Below are 18,955 nucleotides of genomic sequence, written 5' to 3' on the forward strand. Positions count from 1 at the left end.
GGACAAAACCAATCCAGAACTGGGGAATTATTATCAACCAATTTTACCTTATTTTTGACCAAAGAATCAAAAACAATTGAAATTCAAAAAACAACTTACACAAAATATGGGATAGTGTCATGAGACCAAGACACACTATTGATTTTTTCAATAAATGTATAAAGCATGCTGATGGTCAGACTAAAATATCACCAGAAATTATGGTATCCTTCCTTTAGTTGGTTTAAATCATTCATTAAATAGTTTAGCAAACACTCTCATATCGCTACATTTTATTGCATTCTATGTCACATTTTATACTCAGGGCTACACGTATGATTTAATCCAAAGTGTTGTGATACTACTAACTATAATGCTACATTATTAATATGATTTTACCGTATAATAAGTTCTGATAAAAGTATTTGATGTTTTTAATTAGTGTAATAAATAAAAAAGTTACTTTTAAAAAAATCATACTAACTGTTTTATTATAATACTTTACAGAAATGAAAAAAGGTTTACTACTCTTACTTCTTTGCATCAACACCTTTTTTTCTTTTGCTCAAGACCAACATCAATCGTTTTCTTGTGGAGTCAATGATGCTGTGTTATCTAAAGAAATTCTTGAGCAAATGAAAATGGCACCTATCTGGTTAAAACAACGTGCTTCCGCTCGTGTGGCTACACAAGAATTATATTTTTGTAGAATGGCAGTAGAGATTGACTCTGATACCTACGAACAGTTTAATAGAGACACAACTTTTATTAAATATGAAGTTTATAAACAAATTGAGCGAGTTTCTAAAATCTATGAAAATGAAATCAATACCCAATTAGTAGTGACCTATATTCATATTTGGAAAGATCCTACTCAAGACCCTTACAGAGGCGTTAATAATATTTTAAATTTGCTTTATACCCTTTCTGATACATGGGAAAACAATAATGCACTAAAGCCATTAAGTTCTCGCTACGACAAGGTAATGTATATGGTTAGTAAAGAATTTACAGGGGCTGGAGGTGTCGCTTTTCTTGGTGGTAGAGAAAGTGTAGTTCCGTTAGGTGACGACGGAAACTCCAATGGAATCATAGTGGCTGCACATGAATTAGGACATAACTTTGGTTCTCCACATACCCAAAACTGTGCATGGCCTGGTGGTGTAATAGATTATTGTTATCCGGCAGAATCAAATTGCTATCAAGATGCAATTGAGGCCATCAGAGGGAGTATTATGAGCTATTGTAATATTTATATTCCAACATTTCATCCTCTTTGTCAGGCAGTTATGCAAAACCATGCGGCTTATTCCTTCCAAAGAGTCAATACTATTCCTGCTGTACCTGTATTACCATCATTATCTACTTTTGAGAATAATACGATATTTACGTGGGAATCAATACCATCCGCAGAAAAGTATCAGGTTGAGATTTCTCAAATGGCAGACTTTAGTACCAAACTGTGGTCTGATTCTTCTACTATTAATGCTTATAATTTTAAAGCATTCAAGAATAATCAACAATATTTTATTAGAGTGAAAGCCATAAATCGTTTTGGAGAATCAGCTTGGTCTAATGTCAATACTTTGTTTATTCCTGATGCTACTTTGTTGCCACCGACTTTGACATTCCCTTTACATAAGGCAGCTAATTTAGTCCGAAATGATATGCTTACACTGAGATTTTCTACTGTTCCTTTTGCGAAATCTTATGAAGTGGAAGTTACTTCATACTATGACCAATTCTTTAAAAATCCTATACAAAAACAAACTGTAACCACGAATGAGTTTACCTTTAAAACGACCTATTATGAAGCACTTTTATGGCGAGTAAGGGCTGTTGGAGAAACTACTAAAAGTGCTTGGTCAGAAATAAATATAATGTGGCTTCGACAATCTGGAGAAGAGGTAATTAGCCTACCTAATAATGGCGTAAATCTTCCTTTAACTTTTCCTATTGGATATTTCGGGAACCTTAATATTGCTGGAGCTACAATAAGGTTTACTATTTCACTAAAAGAAGATTTTTCAGTTGTGGTTCAAACTAAAAGCTTCCTACCCACTCAACATCCGAGCAATTACTATGTATATATGGCAGAAAATTTATCTCCTAATACTGATTATTTTGTAAGAGTTGAAGAAATATACAAACAAGGAGACGGATATGAATATTCGAGAAATGTGCCAATAGGCGTTTTATTTCAACACAACCGAAAGTTTAGAACAGGTAATGCTAAAATTTCGAATCAATGGTCTTTCTTTAATAACGATAAAACCCCAACTTTTGCACGTGATGTCAGATCTTTTACTGTTGGCACAAACAGTATGTTTATTGAGAATAGTCGAGGCGTAGTTCAGATTAGTGGTGATAGTTTAACAACCAATATTTTAGATAGAAATAGTACGAATGGATCTATCGGAAACCGAATATTAGGATTAAGTACTAACAACTCCGATAATTCTTTTTGGGTTATGAATATTACCAGTAAAATTAAAGCTTATAATGGAGCTTTTGCACAAACCGCCTATTCTTTAATTCAAATGAATCAACAAACAGGTAAGAAAATCACAGAATTAGACATTAGTAATCCAGAAAACACTTATTTAATGTTTGCTGACATCAAAAATAATTTGATTTTTGGTTATGAAGGAGGTAACTATACACTATCCCGTATCATTGATGGGCAAATCACAACAATATTAAAACTTAATATTAGTGATAAGTACTTTTCACTCATGGGTTGGAACAGTGATTATGCTTGGTATCAAATAAATGATTCTTCAACAAAACCATGGGAGCTTTGGCGTTATGATTTGAATAAGAAGACTTATACTGTCTTTAACAAAGAGAACATACCTATATTGGGAAATTATATTGAAGAATCAAAATTAGATTCTAAGGGTAATTTATGGGCTATTGTATCTAATAACGGTATCAAATCATTAATAAAATTTGATGGTACTACTTGGAAAGTATTTGACAATAATAATTCATTGGTTTCAAATCCAAATAAGCTTGGGATTGACCAACATGATAATATTTATTTGGCCGATAATGCAAGAATACTAAAATATGACCATGTAAATTGGAAAAATTTAGGTGAACTTCCATCCTTAGCCAATTATAGTTTTACGGAAAGAATGTATATTGACAATTTTGGAAAAATATGGTTTAGCAATGTTTTCGGACTACTTCGTTTTAATCCTTGCGAAACAACAGTTACAAAACCAGATTTATCGGCTGAGAAAATAACAATGGAGTTTGGAGAAAATAACTTACTGGTAGCCGCAGGCTGTAAAAATGTAATGTGGAACTGGCAAAATGCTAATGAAAGCGTAAAAGATCAACTAAAACTATCAACTAATGTATTAAATATCTCCCCAAAAATTAATACAACTTATACAGCCCAATGTTATGATGATGGTTGCGTAAGTAAAGAAATGGATTTGAAAGTAACAGTTTTACCAGTTCTAACAATTGGGAATGTCAGTAAAAAACAAGTTTGTCAGGGTGATAGCATAAAAGCAAGTCCAAAAATTGCTGGTCAGTTTGATAGTGACAATCAGTTTAAAGTATATGTATCAGCAAATAAAGTTAATACGCCTATATCTTTTACTAAAGTAAATGAGGACAAAGGCTTTTATTTTTCATTATCTAAATCTCTGCCCGAAGGAAAATATTATTTAAGAATAGAAAGTTCTTCGCCCAAAACAATATCCAAAGATTCAGTTGAAGTAATCATTAATCCTAATCCTATTGTAAAAGCTTCAATTTCTTCAAATACCACAGGAGGAATTATTTATACAGGTTCAGATGTTCAATTATCTGCTTCTGGTGGAAATTCCTATCGTTGGGATGGCCCCAATAATTATATCTCTACTGAACAAAACCCCATACTAAAGAGTGTTAAAATTGAGGATGGAGGCATTTATAAAGTTAGCGTTACAGATATAAATGGTTGTATTACAAAATCTCAAATTGAATTTAAAGTAGAGCTTATTTTAAGTAATCAGAGTGAACCCAGCAAAGACTTTAAGGTTTTCCCTAATCCAGCCAATGGTATAATTCAAGTCCAAACAGACATGGAAGGATACACAACATTTTATCTTTATGATGATTTAGGGAGAGAAGTGCTGTCAAACACATTTATTAAACAGACCACAATTCCAGTAGATGGACTAAGTAGGGGAACATACTATTTAAAATTTCAACAAAAAGAGCAGAAAGGTATTACTAAAATAGTATTGAAGTAACGAACATTGTATTATTAAATAAATTATCCGTTTGATTAACTTAAAATAAGTCCAATCAAATGGACGTTTATTTATACAATTTTGGATTCGCAAAAATTTCGATAAAGATTTGTTTAGAAAGCATTCATTTGTATAAAATACTTGTATAATAAACAAAGTATATTTTTGAGAATTTTTAGATGAATAAGTATATACAAATTCATAATGGCTTAGGGCTATCTTAGAATATTGATAGTTCCTGTACAGCCGTGGACTTCTCCACTTGTCTTGCTCCAAGAAGCATCAGAGGTTTTCTATCCATTTGGTTTTTCTAACCAAGTAAAACATAGTATTATCCCAAATACAGGACACGGTGGTCATAATGAAAACTTCCCTGCAACTTGGGCAAGTATTTTACCCTTTTTGAAAAACTAAGAATCCTAACAGATAGGCTACTGTCATAAGTTTTATAAATGTCATTCAAACAGAGCATCCATTGTTAATTCATTTTGGATGCTCGAATTTGAATATTCATTGGGTTTTACACCAAAAGTAGTCAGCATGGTCAAAAAAATAGATTTTCTGGTAGCGGTTGCTTCTTTAAAAGATTGGATTTTTTGTCGCAATTTTGCATCATACTCTTTCGTAATTACAAATTCATTGATTGAAAATTTTATCTCAAAAAGGTTTATCACTTGGTCTCTTCGGTCAATTACTAAATCTATTTGACTTCCTTTTGTTTCTCCTTCTCCTTTCGTTCGCCAAGAATATGTTTCACTGGCTACACCTCCAACATTCAATGCTCTTTTAATCTGTGGAATATGGGCAAAACAAACTTGTTCAAATGCAAGTCCCGACCATGTTCTAAAGGCTGGATTATCTATTTTATTCAACCAAATGTTTGGCTCATATTTACCTGATTTATCAATAAATCGAAAATAGAAAAGCGTATAAAAGTCTGATATACAATAGACTGAATTAGCCAATTTTAACCCAAACTTAGGAAGTTTAGCAATAAATCCACTTTCCTCTAATTCATTTAAGGTTTTGGTCATAGTACCTCCAGAGGCAATATTTGTATATTTTACTAATTCATCTCTGGTTAAAGACCCGCCCTTTTCAAAAAGTGTTTTTAAGATTAATTCATGTTTTTCGGCATCTCTAAATAAAGAAGAAAAGATATAACTAAACTCGGTTTTAAGTTTTCCGTCATTTCTAAAACACAAATCTTCAATATTTTGCATGGCACTTTTTCCTGCCTCTACTTGGTCTAAGTAATAGGGAATTCCTCCCATTACCATATACAATTGAATAATTTGATAATGGTCTAAAACGATATTTTTCTGTGTAAAATAGCTTTTAGTTTCTTGTAAATTAAATGGTTCAAGCTTAATTCTTTCAGTTACTCTATTGTACAAACCTCCTGTGTTTTTAATTAAATTATTGAGCATCCAAGAAGCCGCAGAGCCACAAACGACCAGTAAAACATCGGTTCTGGCACTTGCCCAAGCATTCCAAAAAAACTCAAGCCCCATCATAAAATCAGATTTTTTGGTATCCATCCAAGGCATTTCATCAATAAATATTACTTTTTTTGATGTAGTTTTTTTACTTTCTAACTCCCTAATTAAAAGATTGAATGCTTCTAACCAATTGGAAGGAACAGCATGAGAACCTGAGAAGTAGTTATTGATAAAAATAGTAAAATTAGTTAATTGCTGTTTGGTATTGCCCTTGGCAAGTCCCGTTGCGTAAAAGTCAAACTCGTTTTTAAAGTAATCTCTAATTAAAAACGTTTTGCCTACTCTTCTTCTGCCGTAAACCGCCAAAAATTCAGATTGAGCAGAACTCATCAATTTGTCAATTTTTTGAACTTCTCTAACTCTACCAATTAATTTCATTGCCTTATTTTTATTTTCAGCCAAAAATAACTAAAAAAGGTTGTTTTGGCTAATAATAAATATATTTACAGCCAAAAATAGGCTATTGTCAATATTTTGGCTGAATTTAATTTCATTTAGAAAGTTTTTTAATCTTTCTTGAAATTTTCTACAAAGCCTCAGTGCCAATCAAATCAAGGAATTGCTAAATACAAAATCTGGGCTTTGTTCTTTTCAAGGTCTTGGTCGATGGCTGAGACCCTTAAATACACAATATTTCTTGCCATAATCTTGTGATTGTATAAAATAATTTGATTTAGTTCAAACTTCTATATTCATTTGGTGTAAACCCTGTACTTTTCTTAAACATTCTGATAAAATGTTGTGGGTACTTAAAACCCAAATCAAAAGCTATTTGGCTAATAGATTTCTCTGTATCAAAAACCATTTCTTTGGCTACATCAATCAATTTTAAATGAATGTGTTCTTGAGCTGTTTTCCCAGTTTCTTTCTTGATTAAATCCCCAAAATAATTAGGCGAAAGGTTCAACTGATTGGCGAAATATCCCACTAACGGAAACCCTAATTCATGTACAGTGCTTGAATGAAAATAGTTATGCAACAAATGCTCAAATTTTGAAAGTACATCATTATTAATGTTTTCACGAGTGATAAACTGTCTGTCATAAAAACGAACACAGTAATTCAGCAGTAATTCTATATTGTTTGTAATGATTCTTTTGCTGTGTTTATCAATCGTTTGACTTATCTCATACTCAAGTTTACCAAACAAATCTCTGATAATTTGTTGTTCTCTCAATGACAAATGAAGGGCTTCATGTGATTCATAAGAGAAAAAAGAGTATTGGTTCATCTGCTTCCCAAGGGCTGTTCCTTTTACCAAATCAGGATGAAAAATTAGTGCCAAACCAGTTGGTTGATAATTTTCTTCATTGTTAATTTCTACAACTTGCCCCGGTCCAAAAAATACAAGTGTGCCTTCCTCATAATCGTAACTGTTGCGTCCATACTTCAATTCTCCACAGTGTATTTCCTTCAAAAAAATAGCGTAAAAACCAAAATGCAAACGACAATGATTGGGCAATGCTTTTGTCTTTGAATTATCATAAACGCTTATCAGCGGATGCTTTGTTTCTACGCCCTTTAGCGTATTGTATTGAGAAATTTTTTCAAGCTTTATAATATGCTCCATGTCCTTAATGTTTCAACCTTTTGATGTAAATATAGCACGAAGATTACTGATAAAATTTACGCTGACACTTGAATCAGTAATGATGGTATGAACATCAGTAATCTATATACTTTTTGAAAATAATTAAGAAGGAATTTTGTGGTGTCATTAAGACGTTGACACAGTTCAAACGGGAATAAAAATATTTTACCATGAAACAATCTCTTTTAATCGTATGCCTTTTAATGGGTTTTCAATCGTTTTCACAAACAAGAGCTGAAAAGGATATTCTTAAACTTTCTGAAAAAATCTTTACTTGGGAGGTAACAAATCAGATTGATTCACTCGAAAAAGTATTTGATGAGAAATTCGTTGTCGTTGGTGGTGACGGAAGTAGTCAGTATAAAAAGCAGTACATTACTGTGCTTCGCAGTGGCAACTTTGTTCATAATAGCATTGATGTGTCCGAAAGCCTTGCTACGGTTGTCAACAATACGGCTACTGTTGTAGGAAAAGGGAAATTTACAGTAACAGTTTCGGGCAATAAAATCATTTTGCCACTTTCTTATATTGAGGTATTTACAAGACCCAATCCCCAAAAACCATGGACAGTGTTAGCAATGCACGCTACTGTTTTAGAAAGTAAGTAAATATCTCCGAAAAAATTGAAGGAGACAAAGCCCCATTTGTCGGTCAATTTTTTTTTATCCGAAAAAATGGCAGTTAGCATTTCCAGAAAACGATACAACTCAAAAAAAAGTAAGGGCAAAGGGATTATTCTAAAATCCATAGCTATTACATTCTAAACAAAAATTAACAAAACAATGAATAAGCGAAAATTAGGAAAGAGCGGATTAGAAGTATCCGAAATAGGCTTGGGCTGTATGGGTTTAACTTTTGGCTATGGCCCCGCAACCAACGAAAACGATGCCATAGCTTTGATTCAAAAAGCTTATGATAAAGGCATTACATTTTTCGATACCGCAGAAGCATACAGCCAAGGAGGTAACGAAATACTTTTAGGAAAAGCGGTTAAATCGTTCAGACAGGACGTTGTGATTGCTACCAAATTTGGTTTTAAGGACGGCGATGCTACGAAAGGAGTGGATAGTCGCCCTGAGAATATTAGAGCGGTGGTAGAAAATTCTTTGAAATATCTACAAACAGATGTGATTGATTTGTTGTACCAACACCGTGTTGACCCTAATATTCCGATAGAAGACGTAGCAGGAACTGTCAAAGAGTTAATCCAAGAAGGTAAGGTAAAACATTTTGGCATGAGTGAAGCAGGTGTACAAAGTATTCGTAAGGCTCATGCGGTTTTGCCCGTAACGGCGTTGCAAAGTGAGTATTCTATGTTTTGGCGTGAGCCTGAAAATGAAATCATTCCGCTCTTGGAAGAATTAGGAATCGGATTTGTCCCTTTTAGTCCACTGGGAAAAGGCTTTTTAACGGGTGCTATCAATGAAACCACCCAATTCGACCCAACAGATTTTCGTAATATCGTCCCTCGTTTTACAGAAGAAAACAGAAAGGCGAATCAGACGTTGGTTGATTTATTGAAAACAATTGCTCAAGATAACAACGCCACCCCTGCCCAAATTGCCTTGGCTTGGTTGTTGGCTCAAAAGCCATTCATCGTACCGATTCCGGGTACTACAAAAATTCACAGATTGGAAGAAAATGTGGGTGCAGTAAATGTATCATTGTCTGCCAACGATTTACAAGAAATACAGAACGCACTGGAAGAAATTAAAATAGTGGGCGACCGCTACCCAGCTGCATTACAAGCAAGAGTCGGCAAATAATCATGAAGCATCTATTGGTCATTTACTGCTTTATAAGCCTGACGGCTTGTACACAAAACAACTCGTTTGCTATGCAAAATAATATAGAGGATGAAAACTCAGCCGTAATGGCTGTAGTGAGGCAATTGGCTGAACTAATGATTGCCCGTGACACGGTAGCCATGAACAAAATTCTTGATAAAAACTATACCCTCACACACATGACGGGTTATGTACAGCCAAAAGCAGAATGGTTTGATGAAGTTGCCAGAGAAAGCATGAAGTACTATTCTGCCAAAGAAGTGAACCATACTATCAAAGTGAATGGCAACACAGCAGAAGTACTTACTCAAGATTTGGTAGATGCAAGAATTTGGGGAAGCCGACATACTTGGCGTTTGCAACAAAAAATGAAGTTAGAAAAACGCAATGGAGCTTGGATTATCCTAAGCTCCGTTGCCTCAACATTTTAAAAATTAACAAAAAGCAAATTATGAAATCAAATGTTTTAGTAATCATTGGCGTAGGTGGTATTGGAATGGCAATCGCCAGACGTGAAGGTGCAGGAAAAGTAGTTTTATTAGCCGACATCAGTAACAATTTATTGGCACAAGCAGCCAAAGACTTAGAAGATACGGGCTACGTAGTAGAAACCCAACAAACAGATGTTACTTCGCTTAGTTCGGTAGAAGCATTGGTAGCCAAAGCCACAAGCTTAGGAAATGTCTTACAAGTAGTCAATACCGCAGGCCTTTCACCCAACATGGCATCGGTCGAAAAATTACTGGAGGTTGATTTAGTGGGTGCGGTTTATGTATTGGAAGAATTTGGAAAGGTGATTGCCGAAGGTGGTGCAGGTATCCATATTTCAAGTATGGCTGGTCACATGATTCCAGATTTAGGAGCGGAAACAAACAAGGCTCTTGCAGTTACGCCAGCCAATGAATTACTTAGCTTGCCTGTATTGCAGCCTGCTAATGTACCCAATACTACTTATGCGTATTGCCTCTCTAAGAGAGCCAATCATCTCCGTATTCAAGCCGAGAGTATCAAATGGGGTGAAAGGGGTGCGAGAGTAAATTCTATTAGCCCGGGTATCATTTTAACTGCCTTAGCAAAACACGAGTTAGACTCTCCTATTGGTGATGGCTACCGTGCCATGATTACGGCTTCTGCGGCTAAAAGAGTAGGTACTGTAGATGAAGTAGCTACATTAGCCCATTATCTTTTAGGCCCTGATTCGAGCTTTGTAACAGGAAGCGATTTTTTGATGGATGGTGGCGTAATTGCGGCGATGAAGATGGGGTTGATAGCTTTGTAGCAGTTAATATTCTTTTAAAATTTACTCTAATAATTAAGCCCCAAGTTTGTAAGAAATAAAAAAGTTTATCAAATCAAGGTGATGCCATGAACTACAGTGAGTAAAGTAATTTTCTTTTTATGCTCGATAATAAAAATTATCTGTAAACCATATCAACTAAAATAAGCTACTCTTGGAATAAACACTTATATTTGAATTTTACAAATATACTGATGAGCTCAATAACAATAAAACAGTTTTATGAAGAAATTCTGGGAGGAAATAATCCAGATTTAGATAGTATTCTGAGTGCAAATGTCAATAAAGATATTGGGCATTTTAATGTTTTTGATGTGGCCGAAATGTATAAAGCAACTAAAGGCAAACCAGAAATGCCCTATAATAGAAGAACCTATTACAAGATAAGTTTGATTGCCGGCAAAAACAAAGTAGAATTTGCCGATAGAACTATCGAAGTACAGGAGTTTGGAATTTTATTTGCAACGCCTAAGATTCCTTATAATTACACCCCCCAAGACAATAATCAAGCGGGACATTTCTGTGTTTTTACCAAAGAGTTTTTAGCTAAATCAAAAGTTGGATTAGAGATTGACAATCTTCCTATTTTCTCCAGTCAAAGTGATTTTGTGTATCAGTTGACCAAAGAGCAGTTTGAGCAAATTAATGCACTTTTCGATAAAATGCACCTTGAAATCAACTCAGATTACGAATATAAATATGATTTGTTACGCAATTATTTAATGGAACTTATCCATTTTGGTCAAAAACTAAAACCCATTGCTCCTGTTGGAAATATCAAAACGGCTTCGGCCAGAATAACATCTTTATTTATTGAACTGTTAGAACGTCAATTTCCGATAGAAAATACCACACAAATGTTGGTATTAAAAACCCCAAAAGAGTATGCCGATAGTTTGGGCATTCACGTCAATCACCTTAATCGAGTGTTGAAAGAAACGACAGGAAAAACAACTGGGGAAATCATTGCCAGCAGAATCAATCAAGAGGCAAAGGCATTATTGAAACAAACGCATTGGAATATTTCAGAAATTGCTTACACCTTGGGTTTTGATGAGGTGGCTCATTTTTCTAACTTTTTCAAAAAACATAACCAAATGTCGCCTTTGACCTTTAGAGAGTAGTTGTTTGATTTTTGCAAATATCACTTTGATTATCGCAAATACTTATCACCTGACTATGCTCAACTTTGCATTGTAATTTTAAAACATAAAACAATGGCAAACAATGCAAATAAAATCGTCTTATTAACAGGCGGTAGTCGTGGACTTGGTAAAGATTCAGCACTTCAATTGGCTAACAATGGTTTCGATGTTATTATCACTTATCAGTCAAATAAAGAAGCGGCAGAAAATGTGGTCAATGAAATTAAATCCCTTGGAAGAAAATCAACAAGTCTTCAGTTGGATTTAGGAAAAGTAGCTTCTTTTGATGGATTTATTGCTGAATTGAAAGGTGTTTTAGCAAATGACTTTGGTGCATCAAAAATTGATGCCTTAGTGAATAATGCAGGCACAGGCTACTACGCTTCTATTGAAGAAACGACAGAAGAAGCCTATGATGAAATGGCAACTACTCACCTAAAAGCACCTTTTTTCCTTACGCAAAAGTTACTCCCGTTCATTAACGAAGGAGGAAGTATTGTGAATACATCCACTGGTTTAGCTCGTTTTACCTTGGCAAACTGGTCTGCTTATGCGATTATGAAAGCGGGAATCGACGCTCTAACTCGTTATCAAGCATTAGAATTTGGCCCTAAGAAAATCAGAGTTAATTCAATAGCTCCGGGAGCAATTGCAACTGATTTTGGTGGTGGTGCAGTAAGAGATAATAGTCATTTTAGTGAATATTTAGCCAGTCAGACTGCTTTAGGTAGAGTAGGATTACCTGATGACATCGGTGGCGTAATCGTATTCTTATGCTCTGAGCAATCAAAATGGATTAATGCTCAACGTATTGAAGTTACAGGAGGATTTTATATTTAAAAGTCGCAACCTCATTAGATACATCCTTGCTGAATCCCAAATTATTAAATTTGGGATTTTTCTATTCTTTAAGTTTTGCCATTCCGTTTTTTATAAAAGCCTCTTTGTCTCTGTGAATTTCCTCTAACATTTCTTTTCTTTCTTCTGGAACAGGGTAATATTTTTCAGCCCATAAATTTATTTCTACGATAAGTGGAAATAGATTTACCCCCTTTTCTGTCAGTTTGTATAAAAATTTAGTTCTATTTTCTGGATGTATTTCCTTCGTAATAATTCCATTTTCTTCTAAATCCAGCAATCTTGATGCTAAAATATTGGTAGCAATTTTTTCTGGAGACTTCATGAAATCCCCATAAGTACACACGCCATTAAACATTAAATCTCTGATAATCAACAGCGACCATTTGTCGCCCCATGCTTCCAACGAATTACTTATAGGGCATTCCGATCTTTTTTTTGTATTAGCCATAAAAAATATATTTAAAATCACTTGCAAAATACAAGTGATTTACTCTACCTTTGTGATGTCACTTGCAAAAAGCAAGTAAATTTACAAGTAATTTTAAAACTAAACAACGATGAGTCATAAAAATGTAAAATCTGATGCTGTATCATCGCATAAAGCATCCCAAAATTATCCTATATATTTTAATCATAAGGTAATCGCTATCCTTATGCCTTTAGTAATCATTTTCATGTTGTCCAGTCTATTCAGTTACAACAGTTTTTCACAACAATCCAAAAATAATATGATTGAAAATGCTTTAACCACAAAAACTCAGTATGCTTCAATTGATGGCAAAAAGATAGCCTATCGCAAATTTGGTAAAGGAACGCCTATCATTTTAGCCAACCGTTTCAGAGGAACATTAGATACTTGGGACCCACTGTTTCTTGATTTATTGGCCAAAGAAAATACCGTAATTATTTTCGATTATTCTGGCATAGGTTATTCAGAAGGAGCGTTACCTACTGATATTAAAGATGTTGCAGCCGAAGTAACTAAAATAGCCGATTATCTGAAAATCGACAAATTCAACGTAATGGGTTGGTCTTACGGCGGCTGGGTGGCACAATATGTTACTTTCTTAAATCCAAAAAGAGTACTTAAATCAGTAATTATTGGCAGTAACCCAATGGGAAAAAATGAAGTACCTTTTGAGCCTGCCTTTTTAGAAAGAGCATTAAAGCCAAGCAATGATTTTAATGATTTTGTCGTATTATTTTTCGAACCAAAATCAGAGGCGAGTGTAGCATCTGCCCAAGCATCTATTAAAAGGATCATGCAACGCATGGACGTTTCTAAAGTTCCAGCAACCCAAGAATTATTTGGACGTTATTTTGCTTCAAATGAAGCGATTCATCTCGACAAAGATAATTTTAGAGAGGCTTATGCTACCCTAAAAACCCCCGTATTAGTACTTTCAGGAGACCATGATATTTCTTTTGCTTTAGAAAACTGGTATCCATTAATGAAAAAAGCACCATCACTGCAACTGATTACCTTCCCCGTAGCTGGTCATGCACCACAGTTTCAATATCCAGAATTATCAACAGGTTATATCAATACATTTCTTAAAAATTAGTTATAAATAAACTTCAACAATCATGAGCAAAATAATTTTGATTACAGGAGCATCTCGTGGATTCGGGAAAATTTGGGCAGAAGCATTTTTAAAAAGAGGCGATAAGGTAGTCGCTACCGCCAGAAATACAGAATCATTAAGCGATTTGGTAGCTCAATATGGCAATTCAGTACTTGCACTTCAATTAGATGTTACTAATAAAGCACAGTGTTTTGAGGTTGTAAGCAAAGCTCAACAACATTTTGGAAAATTAGATGTGTTGATTAACAACGCTGGTTATGGCTTATTTGGAACAGTAGAAGAAGCAAGTGAACAAGAAGCTCGTGACCAATTTGAAACGAATGTTTTTGGTACTTTATGGATGACTCAAGCCGCTATTACAGTCATGAGAAATCAAGGATTTGGTCATATTATCCAAGTATCCAGTGTTTTAGGGATTGCCACTGTTCCACTTTTGGGTCTTTATAATGCTTCCAAATGGGCGATTGAAGCCATTAGTGAAAGTATGGCAGTTGAAATCAAAGCTTTTGGCATCCACACAACTTTGATTGAACCAATTGCTTATGCAACTGATTTCTCTGGAGCTTCGGGCGTAACAAGTAAGTCTATTGACGTTTATGACGGACTGAAATCTGTTGTTTATGAACAATTCAAAGCGATGCCTAATGGCAATCCAGAAGCAACGGGAGAAGCAATTTTGCAAATAGTTGATGCTGAAAACCCACCACTTCGTGCTTTCTTTGGGAAAACAGCTTTGCCGTGGGTTAAACAAGTATATGCAGGTCGCATTGCCGAGTGGGAGCAATTGAGTGATTTATCAGAAGCCGCTCATGGATAGTAGCAATTTCTTATTTAAAAACAGAGAAAACAAAATAGCTTTGAGCTTGTGGCTCAAAGCTATTTTGTTTTCTTACAGCTAAAGGTATATATTCAAAGTACTTTAATTATCCTTTAGAAACAATATAAAATAAATGCTGATGACTTGCCCGATTTCAACCTACTATTTTTTAAACCTATATAAGTAAGGAGCTTTATTTTTAGCTCCAGTAAACTTTTTATCTAAGCGTTCTAAAACATCTAAGTCGAGTACTTTTTTCTGAAAATTTGTTCTGGCAAAATATTTCCCTGTGATAGTTTCATAAATATCCTGAACCTCTTTCATTGTAAATTGCTCAGGTAATAAATGATATATGTTTGACAAATCTTGAATGTCTGATTGGAGGCATAAATAAGCATTTTCCAAAACCTCGTTGTAATCCATAATAAGAGTAGGGAAATCCTTTACAGGATACCAACCAATAGACTCGTCTATATCAGATGGCTGCGGCGTTACTTGCTGAATATCTACCAAAGAGTAATAGCCAATAGAAACAAATCGTTTAGTAAACCATTGGTAAATATCACTTTGCCTTTGTTGGTCTTCACTTTCTGAATAATTCAGTTTGATTAGCTTTTCCAAAAACTCTTCTCTTTTTCTACTTACTTTACCAAATACATTAAAATGTTGCAAGTATATATCTGTGATACCTGTTCGCTCTTGAACAACACGTTGAGCCGCCTCTTCTATATCCTCATTTTGAAAAATAAATCCACTCGGAAGAGTGTAAAAATCCCCTTTAAACTTTGACTTCGACAACAAAACCTTTAATTGTTGATTCTCATACCCAAATATCACGCAGTCGATAGATAGTTGATTAATAAAATTCTGTATATCCATTGTATTTAATTATTTACAGTAAAGCAGAGTCAAGTCTTTATTCAAAAGACCTGACTCTGCTTTACTGTCACTTTTTATGTCGCCAAAATTATTCATTTTAATCAACATATTCTATTAAATATAATGTATAAATATTATTATTTATATTGTATATATTTTATTAATTATAAAATAATTGTATAACTTTGTCATGAAATAATCAAATTCGTCTATGCAGATAAGTGCTTATCTGTATTAAATCAATCACAATATATTTTATGAAAAAGAATAATTACAGTAGTGTACTTGCACAAAGAAGCACCAAAGGAGTGTTAATTTTTACACTTATGCTTTTATTGGTGAGCGCAAGCACTTCCTTTGCTCAACAGCTTAGGGGTAAAGTTATTGACAAGAATAACGGTGCAATAATTGGAGCATCCGTTGTTGTCAAAGGAACATCAAAAGGAACAACCAGTGGGCAGGATGGTCGTTTTTCTTTAGACAAACTTTCTGCTGGTACAGTTAAGCTTTCTGTTTCATTTGTAGGTTATGCAACCAAAGAAGTGACAGTAAGAGTACCTCAAAGCACAGAGGTAGAAATTACTTTAGTTGAAACAGAGGCTGCATTAGAAGAAGTAGTTGTAACAGGTGTTTTTGACCAACGAAAACGGATAGATGCTTCGGTGGCAATCAGTACAATCACAGCCAGAGAGCTGAGAACTCTCGCTCCTGTTAGTGCCGCAGATTTACTAAAAAATATTCCAGGTGTTTTTGTAAACTCATCTGTTGGAGAGGTCGATAACCAAGTAACCGTTAGGGGAACACCTACCGTAAACAGAGTAGGAAACGATAATTCTTCAGGTTATTTCTATGTGTCAATGCAAGAAGATGGTTTACCTGTTTCAAACTTAACGGGTGGTGGCATCGGCCCAGATTTTTATTTGAGAGCAGATGTTAACCTCAAAAGAGTTGAAGCAGTGCGTGGTGGGTCTGCGTCAATTACTGGTTCTGACGCACCTGGCGGACTTTTTAACTATGTATCAAAAGAAGGTGGTCCGAATTTTGAAGCTACTGCTATCTTAAAATATGGATTTGAAGGTAATACAAATCCATATTTTAGAGCAGACTTAGGTTTCGGGGGTTCTCTCAATGCCAACAAAGATATGACCTATTATGTAGGAGGTTTTTATCGTAAAAGCGATGGTGCAAGGTATCCTGGATTTTCGATGAATAACGGAGGACAAGTGAGAGCTAATTTAGTGAAAACTTTCAAAGGGGGAAAAGTGAAATTATATGCCAAATTACTTGATGACCGCAATGGAACATTTGATTTTTTACCCTACACAAACTTTAATAATCCTCAAATAGCCTCTGGATTTAAAGACACAGACACTTTTGTAGGTTCTGGTGAAGCACAGTTTAATTATCGTTATTTTTCTAATGGGCCAGAAGTAAATTTCAATCCTAAAGATTTGATTCACAACAAGGAAAAGATGGTTGGGCTTCAATTTGAAAAAAGTTTTGAGAATGGATGGAAAATCAGTAATAACTTTAAATACTCAAATAAATCTTCTCGATGGAATATGCAGTATGTACTTGGTGTAGGTACAACAGGAATTGACGCAACAGGTTTGCCAGGAATCTGGGGTAATGTTAGTCCAAATACTTTGTTTGGTACACCAAGAATCGGTACGTTGAGTGTGAAAAATGCCCTAACAGGAGAAGAGTATTACAGAAGTACCCAAACGGCTCGAGGTGTATTTAGTACCCAATTGGACAAACTACCTAATAATGGTTTTATTTTTGGTATGGGCAATGCTCTCAATGTAAATGTTGATGAAATTATTGACCAATTAGAAGTTCATAAACAAGTAGGTAAGTCAAACTTTACCTTTGGTGCTTATTTTGGAAGGTCGAAAGTAGATCATGAAAGTGGATTTGCAGGACAATATTTGTCAACATTAGAAAATCGCCCTTCGCCATTAGATGTAAGTATTACCGCTCCTAATGGTACTGTAACGCAAGTAACTACTCCTTTTGGTTATAAAAATAATGGTATCTTTTATGCCCATAATATACTGACCAATAACAGATTGGATGTATTTTTTGGACAAACTTCTCCCATCGGGAATAAATTTACTTTAGATTACGGCTTTAGATACAATTACACTCAGTTTGTAGGTAATGCCGAAGCCCAAAGTACCAGTCAGCTTGACTTTCCACTTTTGTTCGCAGGTGGCTATGACAAAAATCCATTGACCGAATATGATAATTTGTCATTAGTTGCTACAACTCCTTGGTCGTATGATAGAACTTATAAAAGCTTATCATTTTCGAGTGCATTAAATTATAAGATTAACGACAAACAAGCAGTATATGTACGTTACTCTATTGGTCAAAAAGCACCAGATATTAGCCGAATCACACAACCTCGTACAAAAGAATCTTCTGAGTTTTTATATCTTGAACCAATCAAAATGACACAGGTTGAACTCAGTTACAAAGTACAAACCGATAATTTCAACTTATTCGTAACACCGTTTTATAGTCAGACAAGTAATTTAGCAGAATCTGCTTTTGCCAGTGATACAGTTGCAAACACCTTTTACAATACACCTCCTGTATATAGCAAACAAAGATCTATCGGTATAGAATTGGAAAGTAATGTAAAAATTTCTGCTAACTTCAATGTAAGAGGGAATCTTACATTACAAGACCCGAAATCTGTGTATAAAAGCTTTTGGGATGTAGGAAATCCAGGAAAGGCTGATGATAAAATTATTGAAGTCAAAGATGCGTCTATTCCTTTAACGCCTAAAGTACTTTTTTCAATTACGCCAAGTTATAATACTGATAAATTTAATACTTCGCTATCGTGGAGATATGTAGGTAAGTCTCCAGCAAACTCATTTGGGGCTTTTGATATGGCAGCTTACGACCAGTTAGATTTTGCTTTTGGATACAATATCACCAAAAATATCAACGCCAACTTTAATATCAACAACGTGCTAAATACACTTGGTGTTACTGGCTGGTATCCTCCTGGAGGCTTTCCAGCAAGTACGATGCCTGAAAACTTTACTAAAGCTCAACGTGAGGCAAATCCAAATGCTGTTTGGGGTGCTCGCACTACCCAACCAAGAGCATTTTATTTGACGATAAGCTATAACTTTAACTAAGCACTAAGCCTAATCCCGTCTAAAGAATAAGAGTAAATGTACACTTATCCTTTAGACGGGATTAACTTAATTTTAAGACTATATTATTGAGTAATAATCC

At 34.7% G+C, this 18,955-nt stretch carries 15 protein-coding genes; 11 read left to right on the plus strand and 4 right to left on the minus strand.

Annotation, left to right across the window (positions count from 1 at the left end; all coding sequences use genetic code 11):
* Positions 1-488 precede the first annotated feature (488 nt).
* Positions 489-4,232 (plus strand): M12 family metallo-peptidase, encoded by a 3,744-nt coding sequence (locus VB248_RS18310; protein WP_323298269.1) that lies wholly within the window; start codon positions 489-491, stop codon positions 4,230-4,232.
* Positions 4,233-4,460: 228 nt separating this feature from the next.
* Positions 4,461-4,646, plus strand: a complete 186-nt coding sequence (locus VB248_RS18315; RefSeq protein WP_323298270.1) for a hypothetical protein — start codon at positions 4,461-4,463, stop codon at positions 4,644-4,646.
* A 41-nt stretch (positions 4,647-4,687) separates the two neighbouring features.
* Here the strand turns inward: VB248_RS18315 and VB248_RS18320 are convergent, their stop codons facing one another.
* Positions 4,688-6,112, minus strand: a complete 1,425-nt coding sequence (locus tag VB248_RS18320; protein ID WP_323298271.1) for an ATP-binding protein — start codon at positions 6,110-6,112, stop codon at positions 4,688-4,690.
* Positions 6,113-6,407: 295 nt separating this feature from the next.
* Positions 6,408-7,304, minus strand: coding sequence for a helix-turn-helix domain-containing protein (locus VB248_RS18325; RefSeq protein WP_323298272.1), 897 nt, complete (start codon positions 7,302-7,304; stop codon positions 6,408-6,410).
* A 191-nt stretch (positions 7,305-7,495) separates the two neighbouring features.
* Here VB248_RS18325 and VB248_RS18330 point away from each other — a divergent pair, with 191 nt between their 5' ends.
* The 6 genes from VB248_RS18330 to VB248_RS18355 all read left to right on the plus strand — a co-directional run bounded on the left by VB248_RS18330 (position 7,496) and on the right by VB248_RS18355 (position 12,394).
* Positions 7,496-7,933 (plus strand): nuclear transport factor 2 family protein, encoded by a 438-nt coding sequence (locus tag VB248_RS18330; RefSeq protein ID WP_323298273.1) that lies wholly within the window; start codon positions 7,496-7,498, stop codon positions 7,931-7,933.
* A gap of 174 nt (positions 7,934-8,107) precedes the next feature.
* The gene (locus VB248_RS18335; RefSeq protein ID WP_323298274.1) at positions 8,108-9,091 is read left to right on the plus strand and encodes an aldo/keto reductase; all 984 of its coding nucleotides are present in this window, start codon (positions 8,108-8,110) and stop codon (positions 9,089-9,091) included.
* Positions 9,092-9,162: 71 nt separating this feature from the next.
* The gene (locus VB248_RS18340) at positions 9,163-9,543 is read left to right on the plus strand and encodes a nuclear transport factor 2 family protein (protein WP_323298275.1); all 381 of its coding nucleotides are present in this window, start codon (positions 9,163-9,165) and stop codon (positions 9,541-9,543) included.
* Between the two features lie 20 nt (positions 9,544-9,563).
* The gene (locus tag VB248_RS18345; RefSeq protein ID WP_323298276.1) at positions 9,564-10,391 is read left to right on the plus strand and encodes an SDR family oxidoreductase; all 828 of its coding nucleotides are present in this window, start codon (positions 9,564-9,566) and stop codon (positions 10,389-10,391) included.
* Positions 10,392-10,603: 212 nt separating this feature from the next.
* Positions 10,604-11,533 (plus strand): helix-turn-helix domain-containing protein, encoded by a 930-nt coding sequence (locus VB248_RS18350; protein WP_323298277.1) that lies wholly within the window; start codon positions 10,604-10,606, stop codon positions 11,531-11,533.
* Positions 11,534-11,626: 93 nt separating this feature from the next.
* Positions 11,627-12,394 carry an SDR family NAD(P)-dependent oxidoreductase gene (locus VB248_RS18355; protein WP_323298278.1) on the plus strand — a complete coding sequence of 256 codons (768 nt, stop codon included), beginning with the start codon at positions 11,627-11,629 and terminating at the stop codon, positions 12,392-12,394.
* A 61-nt stretch (positions 12,395-12,455) separates the two neighbouring features.
* Here VB248_RS18355 and VB248_RS18360 read toward each other — a convergent pair whose 3' ends face one another.
* Positions 12,456-12,863, minus strand: coding sequence for a winged helix-turn-helix transcriptional regulator (locus tag VB248_RS18360; RefSeq protein ID WP_323298279.1), 408 nt, complete (start codon positions 12,861-12,863; stop codon positions 12,456-12,458).
* 109 nt (positions 12,864-12,972) lie between these two features.
* On the opposite strand from VB248_RS18360, the gene VB248_RS18365 reads away from it, so the two are divergent.
* Together VB248_RS18365 and VB248_RS18370 are read left to right on the plus strand one after the other, a co-directional pair.
* Entirely contained in the window at positions 12,973-13,980 is a 1,008-nt protein-coding gene (locus VB248_RS18365; protein WP_323298280.1) for an alpha/beta fold hydrolase, read from the plus strand.
* Positions 13,981-14,002: 22 nt separating this feature from the next.
* Positions 14,003-14,818 (plus strand): SDR family NAD(P)-dependent oxidoreductase, encoded by an 816-nt coding sequence (locus VB248_RS18370; RefSeq protein ID WP_323298281.1) that lies wholly within the window; start codon positions 14,003-14,005, stop codon positions 14,816-14,818.
* A 162-nt stretch (positions 14,819-14,980) separates the two neighbouring features.
* On the opposite strand, the gene VB248_RS18375 is transcribed toward VB248_RS18370, so the two are convergent.
* Positions 14,981-15,697 carry an NUDIX hydrolase gene (locus VB248_RS18375; RefSeq protein ID WP_323298282.1) on the minus strand — a complete coding sequence of 239 codons (717 nt, stop codon included), beginning with the start codon at positions 15,695-15,697 and terminating at the stop codon, positions 14,981-14,983.
* Positions 15,698-15,954: 257 nt separating this feature from the next.
* On the opposite strand from VB248_RS18375, the gene VB248_RS18380 reads away from it, so the two are divergent.
* A complete protein-coding gene (locus VB248_RS18380; RefSeq protein WP_323298283.1) occupies positions 15,955-18,855 on the plus strand; it encodes a TonB-dependent receptor in 2,901 nt (966 codons plus the stop codon).
* Positions 18,856-18,955 lie beyond the last annotated feature (100 nt).

Source organism: Arcicella rigui (genome assembly GCF_034929435.1).
Lineage (GTDB): Bacteria > Bacteroidota > Bacteroidia > Cytophagales > Spirosomataceae > Arcicella > Arcicella rigui.

What these genes read in the sequence shown, in the direction of transcription:
- VB248_RS18310 (WP_323298269.1), top strand. Translation starts at nt 489, where the DNA reads ATGAAAAAAGGTTTACTACTCTTACTTCTTTGCATCAACACCTTTTTT.
- VB248_RS18320 (WP_323298271.1), bottom strand. Translation starts at nt 6,112, where the DNA reads ATGAAATTAATTGGTAGAGTTAGAGAAGTTCAAAAAATTGACAAATTG.
- VB248_RS18325 (WP_323298272.1), bottom strand. Translation starts at nt 7,304, where the DNA reads ATGGAGCATATTATAAAGCTTGAAAAAATTTCTCAATACAATACGCTA.
- VB248_RS18330 (WP_323298273.1), top strand. Translation starts at nt 7,496, where the DNA reads ATGAAACAATCTCTTTTAATCGTATGCCTTTTAATGGGTTTTCAATCG.
- VB248_RS18335 (WP_323298274.1), top strand. Translation starts at nt 8,108, where the DNA reads ATGAATAAGCGAAAATTAGGAAAGAGCGGATTAGAAGTATCCGAAATA.
- VB248_RS18340 (WP_323298275.1), top strand. Translation starts at nt 9,163, where the DNA reads ATGCAAAATAATATAGAGGATGAAAACTCAGCCGTAATGGCTGTAGTG.
- VB248_RS18345 (WP_323298276.1), top strand. Translation starts at nt 9,564, where the DNA reads ATGAAATCAAATGTTTTAGTAATCATTGGCGTAGGTGGTATTGGAATG.
- VB248_RS18350 (WP_323298277.1), top strand. Translation starts at nt 10,604, where the DNA reads ATGAGCTCAATAACAATAAAACAGTTTTATGAAGAAATTCTGGGAGGA.
- VB248_RS18355 (WP_323298278.1), top strand. Translation starts at nt 11,627, where the DNA reads ATGGCAAACAATGCAAATAAAATCGTCTTATTAACAGGCGGTAGTCGT.
- VB248_RS18360 (WP_323298279.1), bottom strand. Translation starts at nt 12,863, where the DNA reads ATGGCTAATACAAAAAAAAGATCGGAATGCCCTATAAGTAATTCGTTG.
- VB248_RS18365 (WP_323298280.1), top strand. Translation starts at nt 12,973, where the DNA reads ATGAGTCATAAAAATGTAAAATCTGATGCTGTATCATCGCATAAAGCA.
- VB248_RS18370 (WP_323298281.1), top strand. Translation starts at nt 14,003, where the DNA reads ATGAGCAAAATAATTTTGATTACAGGAGCATCTCGTGGATTCGGGAAA.
- VB248_RS18375 (WP_323298282.1), bottom strand. Translation starts at nt 15,697, where the DNA reads ATGGATATACAGAATTTTATTAATCAACTATCTATCGACTGCGTGATA.
- VB248_RS18380 (WP_323298283.1), top strand. Translation starts at nt 15,955, where the DNA reads ATGAAAAAGAATAATTACAGTAGTGTACTTGCACAAAGAAGCACCAAA.